The organism is Saccharothrix sabaoui (genome assembly GCF_051756985.1).
Taxonomy (GTDB): Bacteria; Actinomycetota; Actinomycetes; order Mycobacteriales; family Pseudonocardiaceae; genus Actinosynnema.
In genome coordinates, this window is record NZ_JBPKJK010000119.1 from 14,107 (window position 1) to 28,492 (window position 14,386).

General features: G+C 73.6%; 16 protein-coding genes and 1 pseudogene. 9 read left to right on the top strand and 8 right to left on the bottom strand.

Features of this window, described 5'->3' with window-relative positions; all coding sequences use genetic code 11:
• Positions 1-71 precede the first annotated feature (71 nt).
• Positions 72-1,223 carry a cystathionine gamma-synthase gene (locus tag ACR807_RS29495; RefSeq protein WP_438924714.1) on the top strand — a complete coding sequence of 384 codons (1,152 nt, stop codon included), beginning with the start codon at positions 72-74 and terminating at the stop codon, positions 1,221-1,223.
• Positions 1,224-1,474: 251 nt separating this feature from the next.
• Here ACR807_RS29495 and ACR807_RS29500 read toward each other — a convergent pair whose 3' ends face one another.
• The 3 genes from ACR807_RS29500 to hppD form a co-directional block, all read right to left on the bottom strand.
• A complete protein-coding gene (locus tag ACR807_RS29500; protein WP_438924715.1) occupies positions 1,475-1,747 on the bottom strand; it encodes a DUF2277 domain-containing protein in 273 nt (90 codons plus the stop codon).
• Positions 1,748-2,276: 529 nt separating this feature from the next.
• Positions 2,277-2,510, bottom strand: a complete 234-nt coding sequence (locus tag ACR807_RS29505; protein WP_438924716.1) for a hypothetical protein — start codon at positions 2,508-2,510, stop codon at positions 2,277-2,279.
• A 168-nt stretch (positions 2,511-2,678) separates the two neighbouring features.
• On the bottom strand, positions 2,679-3,860 hold the full coding sequence (gene hppD / locus ACR807_RS29510) for a 4-hydroxyphenylpyruvate dioxygenase (protein ID WP_438924717.1): 1,182 nt from the start codon (positions 3,858-3,860) through the stop codon (positions 2,679-2,681).
• Between the two features lie 74 nt (positions 3,861-3,934).
• On the opposite strand from hppD, the gene ACR807_RS29515 reads away from it, so the two are divergent.
• Positions 3,935-4,429, top strand: a complete 495-nt coding sequence (locus tag ACR807_RS29515) for an Lrp/AsnC family transcriptional regulator (RefSeq protein ID WP_438924718.1) — start codon at positions 3,935-3,937, stop codon at positions 4,427-4,429.
• A 115-nt stretch (positions 4,430-4,544) separates the two neighbouring features.
• On the opposite strand, the gene greA is transcribed toward ACR807_RS29515, so the two are convergent.
• Both greA and ACR807_RS29525 read right to left on the bottom strand, forming a co-directional pair.
• Positions 4,545-5,039, bottom strand: a complete 495-nt coding sequence (greA, locus tag ACR807_RS29520) for a transcription elongation factor GreA (RefSeq protein WP_438924719.1) — start codon at positions 5,037-5,039, stop codon at positions 4,545-4,547.
• Between the two features lie 185 nt (positions 5,040-5,224).
• On the bottom strand, positions 5,225-5,635 hold the full coding sequence (locus tag ACR807_RS29525; protein WP_438924720.1) for a DUF4307 domain-containing protein: 411 nt from the start codon (positions 5,633-5,635) through the stop codon (positions 5,225-5,227).
• A gap of 127 nt (positions 5,636-5,762) precedes the next feature.
• Here ACR807_RS29525 and mca point away from each other — a divergent pair, with 127 nt between their 5' ends.
• Positions 5,763-6,644, top strand: coding sequence for a mycothiol conjugate amidase Mca (mca, locus tag ACR807_RS29530; RefSeq protein WP_438924721.1), 882 nt, complete (start codon positions 5,763-5,765; stop codon positions 6,642-6,644).
• The gene (locus tag ACR807_RS29535; RefSeq protein ID WP_438924722.1) at positions 6,641-6,949 is read left to right on the top strand and encodes a hypothetical protein; all 309 of its coding nucleotides are present in this window, start codon (positions 6,641-6,643) and stop codon (positions 6,947-6,949) included. The genes mca and ACR807_RS29535 overlap by 4 nt, the downstream gene beginning before the upstream one ends.
• Before the next feature lie 10 nt (positions 6,950-6,959).
• On the opposite strand, the pseudogene ACR807_RS29540 reads toward ACR807_RS29535, so the two are convergent.
• Positions 6,960-7,712: pseudogene (locus ACR807_RS29540) on the bottom strand (metallophosphoesterase); the annotation flags it as partial.
• A 53-nt stretch (positions 7,713-7,765) separates the two neighbouring features.
• On the opposite strand from ACR807_RS29540, the gene ACR807_RS29545 reads away from it, so the two are divergent.
• From ACR807_RS29545 to ACR807_RS29560, 4 genes are all read left to right on the top strand, one after another.
• A complete protein-coding gene (locus ACR807_RS29545; RefSeq protein ID WP_438924723.1) occupies positions 7,766-9,730 on the top strand; it encodes a thioredoxin domain-containing protein in 1,965 nt (654 codons plus the stop codon).
• Between the two features lie 147 nt (positions 9,731-9,877).
• Positions 9,878-10,435, top strand: coding sequence for an ATP-binding transcription factor AbmR (abmR, locus tag ACR807_RS29550; RefSeq protein ID WP_438924724.1), 558 nt, complete (start codon positions 9,878-9,880; stop codon positions 10,433-10,435).
• Positions 10,436-10,481: 46 nt separating this feature from the next.
• On the top strand, positions 10,482-11,528 hold the full coding sequence (locus ACR807_RS29555) for a M1 family metallopeptidase (RefSeq protein WP_438924725.1): 1,047 nt from the start codon (positions 10,482-10,484) through the stop codon (positions 11,526-11,528).
• Positions 11,525-12,520 carry a hypothetical protein gene (locus ACR807_RS29560; protein WP_438924726.1) on the top strand — a complete coding sequence of 332 codons (996 nt, stop codon included), beginning with the start codon at positions 11,525-11,527 and terminating at the stop codon, positions 12,518-12,520. Before ACR807_RS29555 ends, ACR807_RS29560 begins: the two co-directional genes overlap by 4 nt.
• Here the strand turns inward: ACR807_RS29560 and ACR807_RS29565 are convergent.
• Together ACR807_RS29565 and trhA are read right to left on the bottom strand one after the other, a co-directional pair.
• Positions 12,498-12,794, bottom strand: a complete 297-nt coding sequence (locus tag ACR807_RS29565) for a hypothetical protein (protein ID WP_438924727.1) — start codon at positions 12,792-12,794, stop codon at positions 12,498-12,500. The genes ACR807_RS29560 and ACR807_RS29565 overlap by 23 nt on opposite strands.
• 48 nt (positions 12,795-12,842) lie before the next feature.
• Positions 12,843-13,520, bottom strand: a complete 678-nt coding sequence (trhA, locus tag ACR807_RS29570; RefSeq protein WP_438924728.1) for a PAQR family membrane homeostasis protein TrhA — start codon at positions 13,518-13,520, stop codon at positions 12,843-12,845.
• Positions 13,521-13,601: 81 nt separating this feature from the next.
• On the opposite strand from trhA, the gene ACR807_RS29575 reads away from it, so the two are divergent.
• Positions 13,602-14,384 (top strand): isoprenyl transferase, encoded by a 783-nt coding sequence (locus ACR807_RS29575; RefSeq protein WP_438924729.1) that lies wholly within the window; start codon positions 13,602-13,604, stop codon positions 14,382-14,384.
• Positions 14,385-14,386: the final 2 nt, after the last annotated feature.

Consider the following 14,386-nt stretch of genomic DNA (forward strand, 5'->3'; position numbering starts at 1 on the left):
CCTTTCACCCAACCGCCCGTCGGCCACCAGCCGACGGGCGGTTGCTTTTCGCGCGGCCGTACCCTAAGTGCATGACGGACACCGGTCACCACGGTTTCGCGACCAGGGCCATCCACGCCGGGCAGGCACCTGACCCGACGACGGGCTCGGTCATCGTGCCGATCCACGCCACCTCGACCTACGCGCAGGACGGCGTCGGCGGGCTGCGCGGCGGCTTCGAGTACTCCCGCACGGGCAACCCCACGCGGGCCGCCCTGGAGGAGTGCCTGGCCGCGCTGGAGGGTGGGCGGCACGGCCGCGCGTTCGCCTCCGGCATGGGCGCGACCGACACGGCGCTGCGCGCCCTGTGCCGGCCCGGTGACCACGTCGTCATCCCCAACGACGCCTACGGCGGCACGTTCCGGCTCATCGACAAGGTGCTGTCCCAGTGGGGCGTCGAGCACACGCCCGTCGCGCTGTCCGACGTCGACGCCGTGCGCGCCGCCGTGCGGCCCAACACCAAGGTCATCTGGGTCGAGACCCCCACCAACCCGCTGCTCAACATCGCCGACATCGCCGTGCTGGCGCAGGTCGCGCACTCGGCGGACGCGAAGCTCGTGGTCGACAACACGTTCGCCTCGCCGTACCTCCAGAGCCCGCTCGCGCTCGGCGCGGACGTCGTGCTGCACTCCACGACCAAGTACGTGGGCGGGCACTCCGACGTGGTCGGCGGTGCGCTCGTGACGTCGGACGACGAGCTGGACGCGGCGTTCGGCTTCCTCCAGAACGGGGCCGGTGCGGTGCCCGGGCCGTTCGACGCGTGGCTGACGCTGCGCGGCATCAAGACGCTCGAAGTGCGCATGGAGAAGCACTCGGACAACGCCGAGAAGGTCGCCGAGGCGCTCCTGCGGCACCCGAAGGTGACCCGCGTCCTCTACCCGGGCCTGCCCGAGCACCCCGGTCACGAGGTGGCGGCGAAGCAGATGCGCCGGTTCGGCGGCATGATCTCGTTCACCGTCGAGGGCGGCGAGGAGGCGGCGCTGCGCGTGTGCTCGCGCACGAAGCTCTTCACGCTCGCCGAATCACTCGGAGGTGTCGAGTCCCTGATCGAGCACCCGGGCCGGATGACCCACGCCAGCACCGCCGGCTCGCTGCTCCAGGTACCCGCCGACCTGATCCGCATCTCGGTCGGCATCGAGTCGGCCGACGACCTGGTGGCCGACCTGGTCACCGCCCTCGACTGACCCGCACCACCACCCGCGCCTGAACCACCCGCGCCTGAACCACCCGCGCCTGAACCACCCGCGCCTGAACCACCCGCGCCTGAACCACCCGCGCCTGAACCACCCGCGCCCGAACCACCCGCGCCACGGCCGACCGGGCCAAGCCCCATGCCCGGTCGGCCGTCGCACGCCGTCCTGCTGCTCACCGCCGCCCTACCGCCTGTTGCCCACCGCTCATCGCCCAGCCAGCTGCCGCCCAGCCGGCTGCCGCCTCACCGCGATCCGTAGCGAACCGCGGCGCGCTCCTTGGCCTTCGCCGCCTCCACCTCGCGATCACGCGGCGGGGCCTTCGTCACCAGCGACGCCAACAACGCGCGAGTGGCCTCCGCGACCGCCTCGACGGCCGCGTCGAACGCCTCCTGGTTGACCGCCGACGGGTGCGTCGACCCGCTGACCTTGCGCACGTACTGCACCGCCGCCGCGTGGACCTCGTCATCCGTGGCGGGCGGCTCGAAGTTGTGGAGCACCCTGATGTTGCGACACATGCCCCCACTATCGCCCAAATCCCCCCGGCACACGCCCAACCGCCGACATCCCCACGCGCCGCCCCGCCCTCGCCTGCCGACCGCGCCGCGCCGACCTCGACTCCACCCGTTGCCGGCTCGCCGCACCGATCGCGCGGGCCGAGGGCAGACGGCGGGCAGCGGGCGGCGGGCGGTGATCCGCGCGGGCGGCGCGAGGCGCGTGCGTGCGGCGCGGGTGGCGCGGGTGGGCGGCGCGAGGCGTGCGCGGGTGGGCGGCGCGGCGGCAGGTGCGTGAGGCGAGTGGGTGGGCGGCGGGGGTGGTGCGGGTTGCCGCCGTCAGGGCCGGGGCCGGGACCGCCGTCACGGCCGGGACCGCCGTCACGGCCGGGGTCGGGGCACGGGCCGGGGTCGGGGGCGGCGTGGGGGTGGGTTCGGGTCGGGTGGTGGTGCCGGGTTCCTCATGTCTTCACCGAGTGGCGTAACGGCGTTTCCGTACATGTTCGGCCCCATGATCACCCGATCGTGCAGCCCGAAAACGCATAACCCCAGGTCACGGCTGGACGGGGTACCGCGCGTTCTCCACCCTGGGCGGCACGGCGGGCAGGTCCTCGCCGTCCACGCAACCACCGACGAACTCGACCACGCCCCCGCGGTCCACGAACCGCCCCGTGTCCGCGCACCCCGCGTGGGCCACGGAGAAGAAGGCCGCACCGGTCAGCGCCGCGGCCGTGGCGACCGCTCCGACGAGCGGGAGCACCGCGGTGACCCGAGCCGCGAGCGCCATGCCACCCTCCAGGTGAATGCTGTGTGAGATACACCGAGGGTACCGGTCCCGGGGCACCCGTCAGGGCATCGTCAGCTTTCCGACAGGAAGGGCCGGCCCGGGGGTGCCCGGACCGGCCCGTTGCCGACCACAACGTCGGAAACCCCCGCGGAGTTCCTGGACTGCGCGTCAGAGGTTGCCGCGGCGCTCCTGCTCGCGCTCGATCGCCTCGAACAGCGCCTTGAAGTTGCCCTTGCCGAAGCCCAGCGACCCGTGCCGCTCGATCAGCTCGTAGAACACGGTCGGCCGGTCGCCGATCGGCTTGGTGAAGATCTGGAGCAGGTACCCGTCCTCGTCCCGGTCGACCAGGATGCGGTGCTCCTTGAGCACCTCGATCGGCACCCGCACCTCACCGATGCGCGCCCGCAGCTCCGGGTCGTCGTAGTACGAGTCGGGCGTCTCCAGGAACTCCACGCCCGCCGCGCGCATGGCCTTCAGCGTCGTCACGATGTCGTTCGTGGCGAGCGCGATGTGCTGCACGCCGGCGCCCTCGTAGAACTCCAGGTACTCGTCAATCTGCGACTTCTTCTGCGCGACCGCGGGCTCGTTGAGCGGGAACTTGACCCGGTGGTTGCCGTTCGACACGACCTTCGACATCAGCGCCGAGTAGTCCGTCGCGATGTCGTCGCCGATGAACTCCGCCATGTTCACGAAGCCCATGACGCGGTTGTACCACTCGACCCAGTAGTCCATCCGGCCCAGCTCGACGTTGCCCACGCAGTGGTCGACCGCCTGGAACAACCGCTTCGGCGCGCCCTCGGGCCGGACGACCGTGCTCTCCCTCGCCACATATCCGGGCAGGTACGGGCCGGTGTACTCGGACCGGTCGACGAGGGTGTGCCGGGTCTCGCCGTACGTCGCGATGGACGCCACCCGCACGGTGCCGTGCTCGTCGGACAGGTCGTGCGGCTCCACGAGCACGGTGGCGCCCTGCGACCGCGCGTGCTCGACGCACCGGTCGACGTCGGCGACCTCCAGGGCGAGGTCGACGACGCCGTCGCCGTGCCGCCGGTGGTGGTCGAGCAGCGGGCTGTCGGGCGAGACGCCACCGTTGATCACGAACCGCGCGGACCCGGACTTGAGCACGAAGGACTTGTGGTCCCGCTGCCCGGTCTCGGGGCCGGCGTAGGCGACGAGCTGCATCCCGAAGGCCACCTGGTAGAACCACGCGGTCTGGGTCGCGTTGCCGACCACGAAGACCACGGCGTCCATGGAGCGGACGGGGAACGGGTCCCGCGTCCCGTCGTAGTCGACCAGGCCCACGAGTTGGCGGAGCTGGTCGTAGCTCACGTCGTCAAGCTGCTGCGTCATGCACCCAGGATGTGCGCGCCTGGTCAGGGTGAGCAACAGTTGGTTGTTTCGCTGGTCGATTTGTACAGTGAGCCATGCCCGAACCCCAGCAGGTTGAACACTCTGACCAGGTCGTGGACGCGCTCGACGCGCGGCTGTTGCTGCTGCTCACCGACGAGCCGCGGCTGGGCGTGCTGGAGTGCTCGCGGCGGCTGGGGGTGGCGCGCGGCACGGTGCAGGCGCGGCTGGACCGGCTGGTGGCGCGGGGCGTGCTGACCGGCTTCCCGCCGGCGCTCGACCTGGCCGCGATGGGCTACGGCCTCACCGCGTTCGCCGTGCTGGAGATCGCCCAGGGCAGGCGGCAGGAGGTGTGCGACGGCCTGGCCGCCATCAACGAGGTGTGCGAGGTGCACGCGACCACCGGCCAGGGCGACCTGTTCGCGCGCCTGGTGGCCCGCTCGAACGCCGACCTGCAACGGGTGATCGACTCGATCGTCGACGTGCCGGGCGTGCAGCGGCTCTCGACCTCGATCGCCCTGTCCACGCCCGTCCCGCCGCGCGTGCGCCCCCTGCTGGAGCGCATCCGCTGAACACCTGCCCGACGAGCAGCCCGGCAAGCAGCCCGGCGACCCTCGGCAAGCAGCCCGACAAGCAGGAGGGGCGGCCACCTCCGCGTGGTGGCCGCCCCTCCCGGTGTCTGTGGGGCTAGCCCGCGTAGGGCACCGCCTTGATGAGCGTCACCTTCATCGTGCTGCCGTTGGGCAGTTCGTACTGCCGGGTCTCGCCGTCCTTCGCGCCGAGCAACGCCTTGCCCAGGGGGGACGAGGGGGAGTAGACCTCCAGCGCGCCGTGCGCGCCCTCCTCACGGGTGGCGAGCAGGAACTCCTCGGTCTCGTCGTCCCCGGCGTAACGCACCGTGAGCACCATGCCGGGTGCGGCGATGCCCGCGACCGTCGGCGCCTCGCCGACCTTCGCGACCCGCAGCAGCTCCTGCAACTGGCGGATGCGGGCCTCCTGCTTGCCCTGCTCCTCACGGGCGGCGTGGTAACCGCCGTTCTCGCGGAGGTCACCCTCTTCCCGACGCGCGTTGATCTCCGCGGCGATGACCGGGCGGTTCTCGATCATCTCGTCCAGCTCTCCCTTGAGCCGGTCGTAGGCCTCCTGGGTCAACCAGGTCACCTCAGTGTCGCTCACGGTCACCAACTCCTCGTCTTGCGCCGGCCCACGGCGTGGGCTGGCTGTTCCCGGGCGCACCAACCCGGAACGGAAAAACACGGCCCGCGTCGGGGCCGTGCTGAAAGGCCAGAGTAACACGCGCACAACGTTCGGCGACGGCGTTTTGTTCCCGGATCGGCCGCTGAAAGCGCAGATCACCCGCTTGGCCGCTACCTCGTGGACAGGTAAGCCGGTACCTGGTACGAGCAGCCGAAAACCTCTCCGGTAACAGGCGGTTTCGACGTCTTCAGCACGGTCGTCTGCCGGACCGTGCCGGGCCCCGGCGGCACGAGCACCTCGCGGCGCCCGCTCTCGTCGCCGTCCTCGGAACGCGCGCGCACGATGCACACGACGGCGTCCTCGGGCGTCTCCCGGACGACCTCGAAGGTGACCTCCACCGTGCTGTCGTCCCGGACGGTGAACGCGGTCTGCTTCGCCTCCACGGGCATGGTGCCGAGGTTGCGGTAGCCCACCCAGGCGATAACCCCGCCGATGAGCACCGCGATCACGGGGAGTGACCAACGGGCCCACTTCGGGAGGGGGCGGCGTCGGGTGCCGTACCGACCTTCGGGCAGTGCCACCTGCGAACGCCCTCCTGCCCGTGGGGAACAATGACCGCCAGCGATCGGTTGAGTGTCGCAGGGGGCCGTTCGGCCCCGTCCGCCAGGCCCCCGCGGGGCCGGGTACCGGAGGAGGAGCACCACCGTCATGGTTGAGAAGCTGCGCCTGATGGCGGTGCACGCGCACCCCGACGACGAGTCGAGCAAGGGCGCCGCCACGATGGCCCGCTACGTCGCCGAGGGCCACGAGGTCATGGTCGTCACCTGCACCGGCGGCGAGGCGGGCAGCATCCTGAACCCCGCCATGGACCGCCCCGAGGTGCTCGCCGACATGGCCGGCATCCGCCGCGCCGAGATGGCGCGCGCCGCCGAGATCCTCGGCGTGCAGCACCGCTGGCTGGGTTTCGTCGACTCGGGCCTGCCCGAGGGCGACCCGCTGCCGCCGCTGCCCGAGGGCTGCTTCGCCCTCGTGCCGCTGGAGGAGTCCACCCCGCCGCTGGTGGAGGTCATCCGCGAGTTCCGCCCGCACGTGATCGTCACCTACGACGAGAACGGCGGCTACCCGCACCCCGACCACATCCGCTGCCACGAGGTGTCCGTCGCCGCGTTCGACGCCGCGGGCGACCCGGACCGCTACCCCGAGCTGGGCGAGCCGTGGCAGCCGCTGAAGCTCTACTACAGCCACGGCTTCTCGCGCGCGAAGCTGATGGCGTTCCACGAGGCCCTGCTCGCGGCCGGCCAGGAGTCGCCGTACGCCGAGTGGCTGGCCGGGTGGGGCGAGGACCGGCCCGACGTCATGGAGCGGGTCACCACGCAGGTCGAGTGCGCGGACTGGTTCCCGGTCCGCGACGAGGCGCTGAAGGCCCACGCCACCCAGATCGACCCGACGAGCCGCTGGTTCGCCGTGCCGCTGGAGACGCAGCGCGAGGTGTGGCCGACCGAGGAGTACGAGCTGGCGAGGTCGCTGGTCGACAGCACCGTGCCGGAGGACGACCTGTTCGCGGGCGTCCGGGAGAAGGTGACCGCGTGACGGCGCTCCCGACCCCGGTCCCGCTGGAGCTGACCACGGCGGTGGTGCTCGCGCAGCAGCCGTCGACCGACAAGGACCCCGGTGGCCAGCAGGAGGACTTCGGCAAGTCCTCCCCGCTGGGCCTGCTGCTCCTGGTGCTGTTCTTCATCGCGGTGTTCTTCCTGGTGCGGTCGATGAACAAGCACCTGAAGAAGCTGCCCGCGTCCTTCGACGAGCCCGCCGGGACCGACGGCGAGCCCGCGAAGACCGGCACCGCGAAGACAGGCAAGACCGCGAAGGCCGACGGGGCCGTCGAGGAGGGCTAGGGGCCGCCTAGGGCCGCGCCTGCTCGTACCAGGCGCGGCGGGCGGGCACGGAGACGATCTCGCGCTCCGGGTAGCGCAGCGCGGTCAGCCGGCCGCCGAACACGCAGCCGGTGTCCAGGCACAGCGTCCCGTTCACCCACTCCGGCGCCTCGACGGGCGTGTGCCCGTAGAGGACCGTCGCCGCGCCCGAGTACTCGTCCGCCCACGGGTGGCGGACGGGGAAGCCGCGCTCGTCGTGCCGGCCCGTGGACTGCCCCCACAGGGCCAGGGCGCGCATCTTCGGCGACTGCACGCCGTGGTAGCGCTCGGGCAGGCCCGCGTGGGCGATGACGAGCCGGCCGCCGTCGAGGACGTAGTGCGGCACCAGGGAGTCGCAGAACTCCAGCGCGCGGGCCCGGAACCCCGGCGTCTCGCGCGCGAGCTGGTCGAGCGACTCGCGCAGGCCGTGCGCCACCTGCACGGCGCGGCCCCGCAGGGCGCGCACCAGCTTCTCCTCGTGGTTGCCGCGCACCGCGATGGCGTTGCCCGCCGCCACCATGCCCATGGCCAGCCGCAGCACGCCCGGCGTGTCCGGGCCGCGGTCGACGAGGTCGCCGAGGAACGCGACCGTGCGGCCCTCGGGGTGCTCGCCGTCGGGGGAGTAGCCCAGCTCGCGCAGCAGGTGGTCCAGCTCGACGCGGCAGCCGTGCACGTCGCCGACCACGTCGAACGGTCCGGTCAGGTGGCTCAGGTCGTGCGGCTGGCGCGCCGGTTCGTCGATCACCGGCACATTCTCGCCGAGCGGTCCGGTCGGCGGCGGGGATTTACCGTGGGGCCATGACGAACCGGCTCGCGTCCTCGACCAGCCCGTACCTGCTCCAGCACGCGGAGAACCCGGTCGACTGGTGGGAGTGGTCGCCCGCGGCGTTCGCCGAGGCGCGCGAGCGGGGCGTGCCGGTGCTGCTCAGCGTCGGCTACGCGGCCTGCCACTGGTGCCACGTGATGGCGCACGAGTCGTTCGAGGACGACGCGACGGCCGCGTACATGAACGAGCACTTCGTCAACGTCAAGGTCGACCGCGAGGAGCGGCCGGACGTGGACGCCGTCTACATGGCCGTCACGCAGGCGCTGAGCGGGCACGGCGGGTGGCCCATGACGGTCTTCCTCACGCCCGGCGGCGAGCCGTTCTACGCGGGCACCTACTACCCGCCGTCGCCCCGGCCGGGGACGCCGTCGTTCGGGCAGGTGCTGGAGGCCATCGCGCACGCGTGGCGCGAGCAGGGCGACGAGGTGCGCGAGTCCGCCGCCGGGATCGCCTCCCAGCTGGCGTTCACCCCGCTGCCCCGGTCCACTGTGGACGAAGACGTGCTGGCGGGCGCGGTGGTGTCGCTGCTCGGGCACTTCGACCGGGCCAACGCCGGGTTCGGCGGCGCGCCCAAGTTCCCGCCGTCGACGGTGCTGGAGTTCCTGCTGCGCCACCACGAGCGCACCGGGTCGGTCGAGGCGCTGTCGATGGCCCGCGCCACGTGCGCCGCGATGGCGTCCGGCGGCATCCACGACCAGCTCGCCGGCGGGTTCGCGCGCTACTCCGTGGACGCCGCGTGGGTCGTGCCGCACTTCGAGAAGATGCTCTACGACAACGCCCTGCTGCTGCGCGCCTACGCGCACCTGGCCCGCCGCGACGACGACCCGGCGCACGCGCGGGTGGCGCGGGCGACCGCCGAGTTCCTGCTCCGCGACCTGGGCACGCCCGAGGGCGGGTTCGCCGCGTCGCTGGACGCCGACACGGACGGGGTCGAGGGCGCCACCTACGTGTGGACGCCCGCGCAGCTCGTCGAGGTGCTCGGCCTCGCCGGGGGTTCCCGCGCCGCGGCCCTGTACGGCGTCACCGACGAGGGCACGTTCGAGCACGGCACGTCCACGCTGCGGCTGCTCGGCGACGCCGACCCGGACCTGGCCGCCAGGCTGCTGGAGGCGCGTTCGCGCAGGCCGCAGCCGGGGCGCGACGACAAGGTCGTGACCGCGTGGAACGGCCTGGCCGTCGCGGCCCTCGCCGAGGCGGGCGCGGTGCTCGGCGAACCCCGCTGGGTGGCGGCGGCCGTGCGCGCCGCCGAACTCCTCCTGGGCACCCACGTCGTCGACGGGCGGCTGCGCCGCACCTCCCGCCACGGCGTCGCGGGCACGGCTGCGGGTGTGCTGGAGGACCACGGCTGCCTCGCCGACGGCCTGCTCGCGCTGCACCAGGCGACCGGCGACGCGCGGTGGTTCACCGAGGCGTGCGGCCTGCTCGACACCGCGCTGGCGCGGTTCGCGGGGGAGGAGCCGGGCGTCTACTACGACACCGCCGACGACGCCGAGGCGCTCGTGCAGCGGCCGTCGGACCCGTCGGACAACGCCACGCCGTCCGGCGCGTCGTCGCTGGCGTCCGCGCTGGTCACGGCCTCGGCACTGGGCGGTCCGGCGCGCTACCGCGAGGCCGCGGAGGCCGCCCTGGAGCGGGCCGGGCTGCTCGTCGCGCGGGAACCGCGCTTCGCCGGGCACTGGCTCGGCGTCGCCGAGGCGCTCGCCCTGGGACCGGTGCAGGTGGCCGTCGTCGGCGGTGACGACGACCTCGTCCGGGCGGCGTGGGCCGGGGTGCACGGCGGCGGCGTGGTGGTCTCCGGCGACCCCGGCGGCGCGCCGCTGCTGGAGGACCGCCCGCTGGTCGACGGCCGCGCGGCGGCCTACGTGTGCCGCGGCTACGTGTGCGACCGGCCCGTCACCACGACCGCCGAGCTGACCGAGGCCCTGGCCGCCCGCTGACCTGGCCGCTGACCTGGCCGCCCCGGACCTGGCTGCCCGCTGACCTGGCCGCCCCGGACCTGTCCACCGTCAGCGAACCCCCTGGACCTCACCCGGTGCGCGCGTAGCGTCGGTTACGACGTAATCGTGTAATCGAGGTGGTGCGAGATGCGACGCGGATGGGGAAGCAGGGGCGGGTGGCCGCAGGCCGAGCAGCCCCCGGCCGACGACGCGGGGGCCTGGTTCGCGGGCCGCCTGCCCGACGGGTGGTTCGCCGAGGCGCCCTCGGTGAGCGTCGACCGCGAGGAGATCGTGGTGGTGGGCGTCCTGCCGCCGCTGGAGGGCGCGTTCGCCGACGACGCCGAGCGGGCCGCCGCCGAGTCCGGCCGGATCAGCCGGTTCCGGGAGCAGACCCGCGACGAGCGGATCGAGATCGCCCGCCAGGCCGAGCACCGCTACCGGCGCAAGGTCGCCTGGGGCGCCCGGCTCGGCGGCACCGAGGAGCTGTTCACCACGCTGTCCGCGCCCGTGATGACGCGGTTGCGGCAGCCCGAGCGCAAGGTGCTGGACACCCTCGTCGCGGCCGGCGTCGCCCGGTCCCGCTCCGAGGCGCTGGCCTGGGCCGTGCGCCTGGTCGGCGAGCACGCCGACACGTGGCTCGCCGAGCTGCGCGACGCCATGACCAAGGTCGACGACCTGCGGCGCCAAGGGCCCGACCTCGCGTGACGGGACCCCCGTTCCCCGACTAGCCTCGGAGGACGGGGGGATCACCGTGTTCTCAGTAGACTCCTACGCGCTCACCTGGCACCTCGACCCGGTCGAACCGGAGGTGCGGGGCCGCACCGCGGTCCGCTTCCGCGGCGGTCGCGACTACGTCGACCTGGCCGCCGCCGAGGTGCTCAGCGCCACGCTGAACGGGCGCCCGATCAGGTGCGAGGCCCCGCTGACCGACCTCGGCCCGGTCAACCTGCTGGAGGTCGACGCGCTGTTCGCGTTCTCCGACCGCGGGTTCCGCCGCGTCACCGACCCCGTCGACGGGCACGTCTACCTCTACGCCACCAACTACCCCAACGCCGCGCCGCGCACCATGTGCTGCTTCGACGACCAGCGGCTGCGCGCGCCCGTGACGCTGACCGTCACCGCGCCGCCGTCGTGGACGTGCCTGGCCAACGCCCCGCTGCGCGCCCGCTCCGGCGGGGTGCGGGAGTTCGCGCCGACGCACCCCATCCCGCCGATCGTGGTCGCCGCGGCGGCCGGCCCGTTCGCCGCCGTCACGCCCTCCGTGCACGTGCCCGCCTCGCGCTCGGCGGTCGACGGCGGCGTCGTCGCCGAACTGCTGACCAGGTCCGTCCTGTTCTTCGAGGACCTGCTCGGGCCCTACCCGTACCCGAAGTGCGAGGCCGTGTTCGTGCACGAGTTCCCGTCGCTGGCGCTGTCCTCGCCGGGACTGGTGCTGTTCGACCAGGTCGTGCTCGACCGGCTCGGCGCGCCGCGCTACGCGATGACCGTGATCAGCCACGAGGTCGCGCACGCCTGGGTCGGCAACCTGGTGAGCACCGCGTCCTGGCTGGTCGAGGGCCTCGCGGTGTACCTGAGCAGGTTGTTCGTCGAGCGGTTCCTGCCCGGCGGGCGACCGTGGGACGACCTGCCCGGCGACCCGCTGCCCGACCGCCCCTACGCACCGCACCTGGCCCGCGTGCTGGAGGTCGAGGCGCGCGTCGGCCGCCCCGCCCTGCTGCGCGGCCTGAAATCCCTGCTGGGCGAGTTCGCGCACGGCCACGCCACGGTGGCGGACTTCGGGGCACGCTGGGCGGCGTGACGGCGCTGCTGGTGCGGTGGCACGGGTTCACCGCCTACTGGTTCCCGCCCGCCGGGCGGTACGCCCTGGACGACGACCTCCACGCCGCCCTGGGCGCGCCCCCGGTCGCCGGGGTCGAGCTCGCCGCCGACCCGGCCGAGGTCGAGGCGTGGAACGCGGCGGCCCACCGGTTCCTCACCGAGGTCGTCGAGGCGCTGGAGCGGCGCGACCGCTCGTTCCGGGTCGCCGCCCGCCTCCGCCGCGCCGCCGCCGAGCGCGAGTTCGCCGCCCGGGTCGCCGCCGCCGACGCCCGCTACGCCCCCGTCCGCGCCGAGGTCGAGGCCCGCGCGGCCCGCGCGGAGGCGGAACGCGCGGCGGCCCGCGCCCGCGCGGAAGAAGGGGCCCGACGCGTGCAGCGGGAGGCCGAGGAGCGCTTCGCCGCCTGGCGGCGCGCCCACGCCGCCGCCCTCGCCGACCCGGGCAGCCCGGTCGCGCGCGCCACCGCCCTCAACCGGCGCGCCCTGGCCGAGGGCGTCGCGCAGGTGCTGGCCGCCGTCCGCGGCACCACCGCCGCCCTCGACGCCGCCGGGCGCCCCGGCCTCGCCTGGGTCACCGCATCACCACCGGACCCGCTGCCCGGCTGGTGGGTGGTGTTCGACTGGCGCGACCTGCCCGGCACCGGTGGCCTGCGCCGCCCGCCCGCCGTCCCGGTCGCGCACCTCTGGACGGGCGAGTGGGACCACGACCTGACCCCGCCGGGCGCCGCCCTGCTCACCCCGCGCCGGGACGACCACGCCGTCGCGGTCCCCGGCCCCCGCTGGTGGGTGCGCGACGTCGCGGACTTCGCCGAGTCCCTCTTCCCGACCCGACTCACCCACCGGGGCCGCCACCGCGACGACAACCGGCTCACCCTGCCGCTGGTGGAGCACGCCGACCCGGCCCACTACGAGCCCCACGTGCGGGCCGCGGCGACCCGCGCGGCGGCCGCGTTCACCGCCCTGCGGCCTCGTTGACCTGGTCGACGTCCACCAGGAACTCGGTCCGCCCGTCGACCGCCTCGATCCCCAGCGGGAGCCGCGTCGACACCGTCACCACCTCCGTGCCGTCCGCCAGGCTGCCGCGCCCGACCACCTCGCACGCCACCTCGACCTCGACGGGGTACGCGGTGTTGCCCCGCAGCCGCCCCTCGTCGTCGAACGCGGTGGGCTTGTCGAACAGGCTCCACTCCACCCCGTGCGCGTCGGTGAGCCGCACCTCGACCCACCCGGGGAAGGGCTCGTCGCTCACCCACCGCACCGCACGACCGGTCACGAACGCCACGGCAGACAGCCCCCGTCAGGAGTAGATCGCGAACCAGATGGCGATGTAGTGGCAGATCGCCGCCAGCACCGTGGCCGCGTGGAAGAACTCGTGGTAGCCGAAGACCTGCGGCCAGGGGTTGGGCCAGCGGGTGGCGTAGAAGATCGCGCCCACCGTGTAGAGGAGGCCGCCCGCGATGATGAGCGCCAGGGCCGCCACGCCCGCGTGGTGCAGGAGGTCGGGCAGGACGAACACCGCCACCCAGCCCAGGGCGATGTAGATGGGCACGCCGAGCCAGCGCGGGGCGTGCGGCCAGGCCAGCTTCAGCGCCACGCCGGCCAGGGCGCCGATCCACACCACGGCCAGCACGACGTTGCCCGTGGCCGGCGGCATGGCCAGCAGCGCGAACGGGGTGTAGGTGCCCGCGATGAACACGAAGATCATCGAGTGGTCCAGGCGCTTCATCCAGGTGCGCGCCCGCACGCTCACCCAGTTGACCCGGTGGTAGAGGGCGCTCACCCCGAACAGGCCGAGCACCGTCACCCCGTACACGGACGTGGCGAGGGCGGCCTTGGCGGACACGGTGGCGGCGGCCAGCGCGATCAGCACGGCCCCCGTCGCCACCGAGACGACGAACGACCAGAGGTGCAGCCAGCCGCGCAAGCGGGGCCGCAGGGAGGGCGCCGGGAGGTGGGACTGCGTCGACGTGGTCACCCGCCCGAGGTTACGGGACCGTAGGTGCGCCGGCAGCACGTGTCGCGGTGACCAGCCCCACGCGGCGTACGCTCTGCCAGCGTGGGTCTTCGCGAGCGCATCAAGGACCGGTTCCTCCTCCCGATCTACGAGTACCGGCTCACCCGGTGGCTGGACGGCAGGCAACGGCCGCGCCACGTCGGCGTCGTGCTCGACGGCAACCGCCGCTGGGCCAAGGAGGCCGGCTTCACCGACGTCGCGCACGGCCACCGCGCGGGTGCCCGCAAGATCCTGGAGCTGCTGACCTGGTGCCGCGAGTCCGGCGTCGAGGTGGTGACCCTGTGGATGCTGTCCACGGACAACCTCAACCGCCCGGACGACGAGCTGGGGCCGCTGCTCGACATCATCGCCGACATCGTCGACGAGCTGGCCGAACCCGGTAACCCGTGGCGCGTGCGGCACGTCGGCGCGCTCGACATGCTGCCCACCGAGACCGCGGCCCGGCTGTCCGCCGCGTCCCTGCGCACGCGCTCCCGCACCGGCCTGGAGGTCAACGTCGCGGTCGGCTACGGCGGCCGGCAGGAGATCGCCGACGCCGTGCGCAAGCTGCTCCAGAAGCACGCCGAGAGCGGCGGCACGATCGAGGAGCTGGCCGAGGTCCTCGACGTCGACCACATCGCCGAGCACCTTTACACCTCCGGCCAGCCCGACCCCGACCTGCTGATCCGCACCTCGGGCGAGCAGCGGCTGTCCGGGTTCATGCTGTGGCAGTCGGCGCACTCGGAGTTCTGGTTCTGCGAGGCGTACTGGCCGGAGTTCCGCCGCACCGACTTCCTGCGCGCCCTGCGCGACTACGCCATCCGGCACCGCCGCTTCGGGTCCTGACG

Excerpts from the sequence above, each read along its gene's own strand:
- ACR807_RS29495 (WP_438924714.1), top strand. The coding sequence starts at position 72 with ATGACGGACACCGGTCACCACGGTTTCGCGACCAGGGCCATCCACGCC.
- ACR807_RS29500 (WP_438924715.1), bottom strand. The coding sequence starts at position 1,747 with ATGTGTCGCAACATCAGGGTGCTCCACAACTTCGAGCCGCCCGCCACG.
- ACR807_RS29505 (WP_438924716.1), bottom strand. The coding sequence starts at position 2,510 with ATGGCGCTCGCGGCTCGGGTCACCGCGGTGCTCCCGCTCGTCGGAGCG.
- hppD (WP_438924717.1), bottom strand. The coding sequence starts at position 3,860 with ATGACGCAGCAGCTTGACGACGTGAGCTACGACCAGCTCCGCCAACTC.
- ACR807_RS29515 (WP_438924718.1), top strand. The coding sequence starts at position 3,935 with ATGCCCGAACCCCAGCAGGTTGAACACTCTGACCAGGTCGTGGACGCG.
- mca (WP_438924721.1), top strand. The coding sequence starts at position 5,763 with ATGGTTGAGAAGCTGCGCCTGATGGCGGTGCACGCGCACCCCGACGAC.
- ACR807_RS29545 (WP_438924723.1), top strand. The coding sequence starts at position 7,766 with ATGACGAACCGGCTCGCGTCCTCGACCAGCCCGTACCTGCTCCAGCAC.
- abmR (WP_438924724.1), top strand. The coding sequence starts at position 9,878 with ATGCGACGCGGATGGGGAAGCAGGGGCGGGTGGCCGCAGGCCGAGCAG.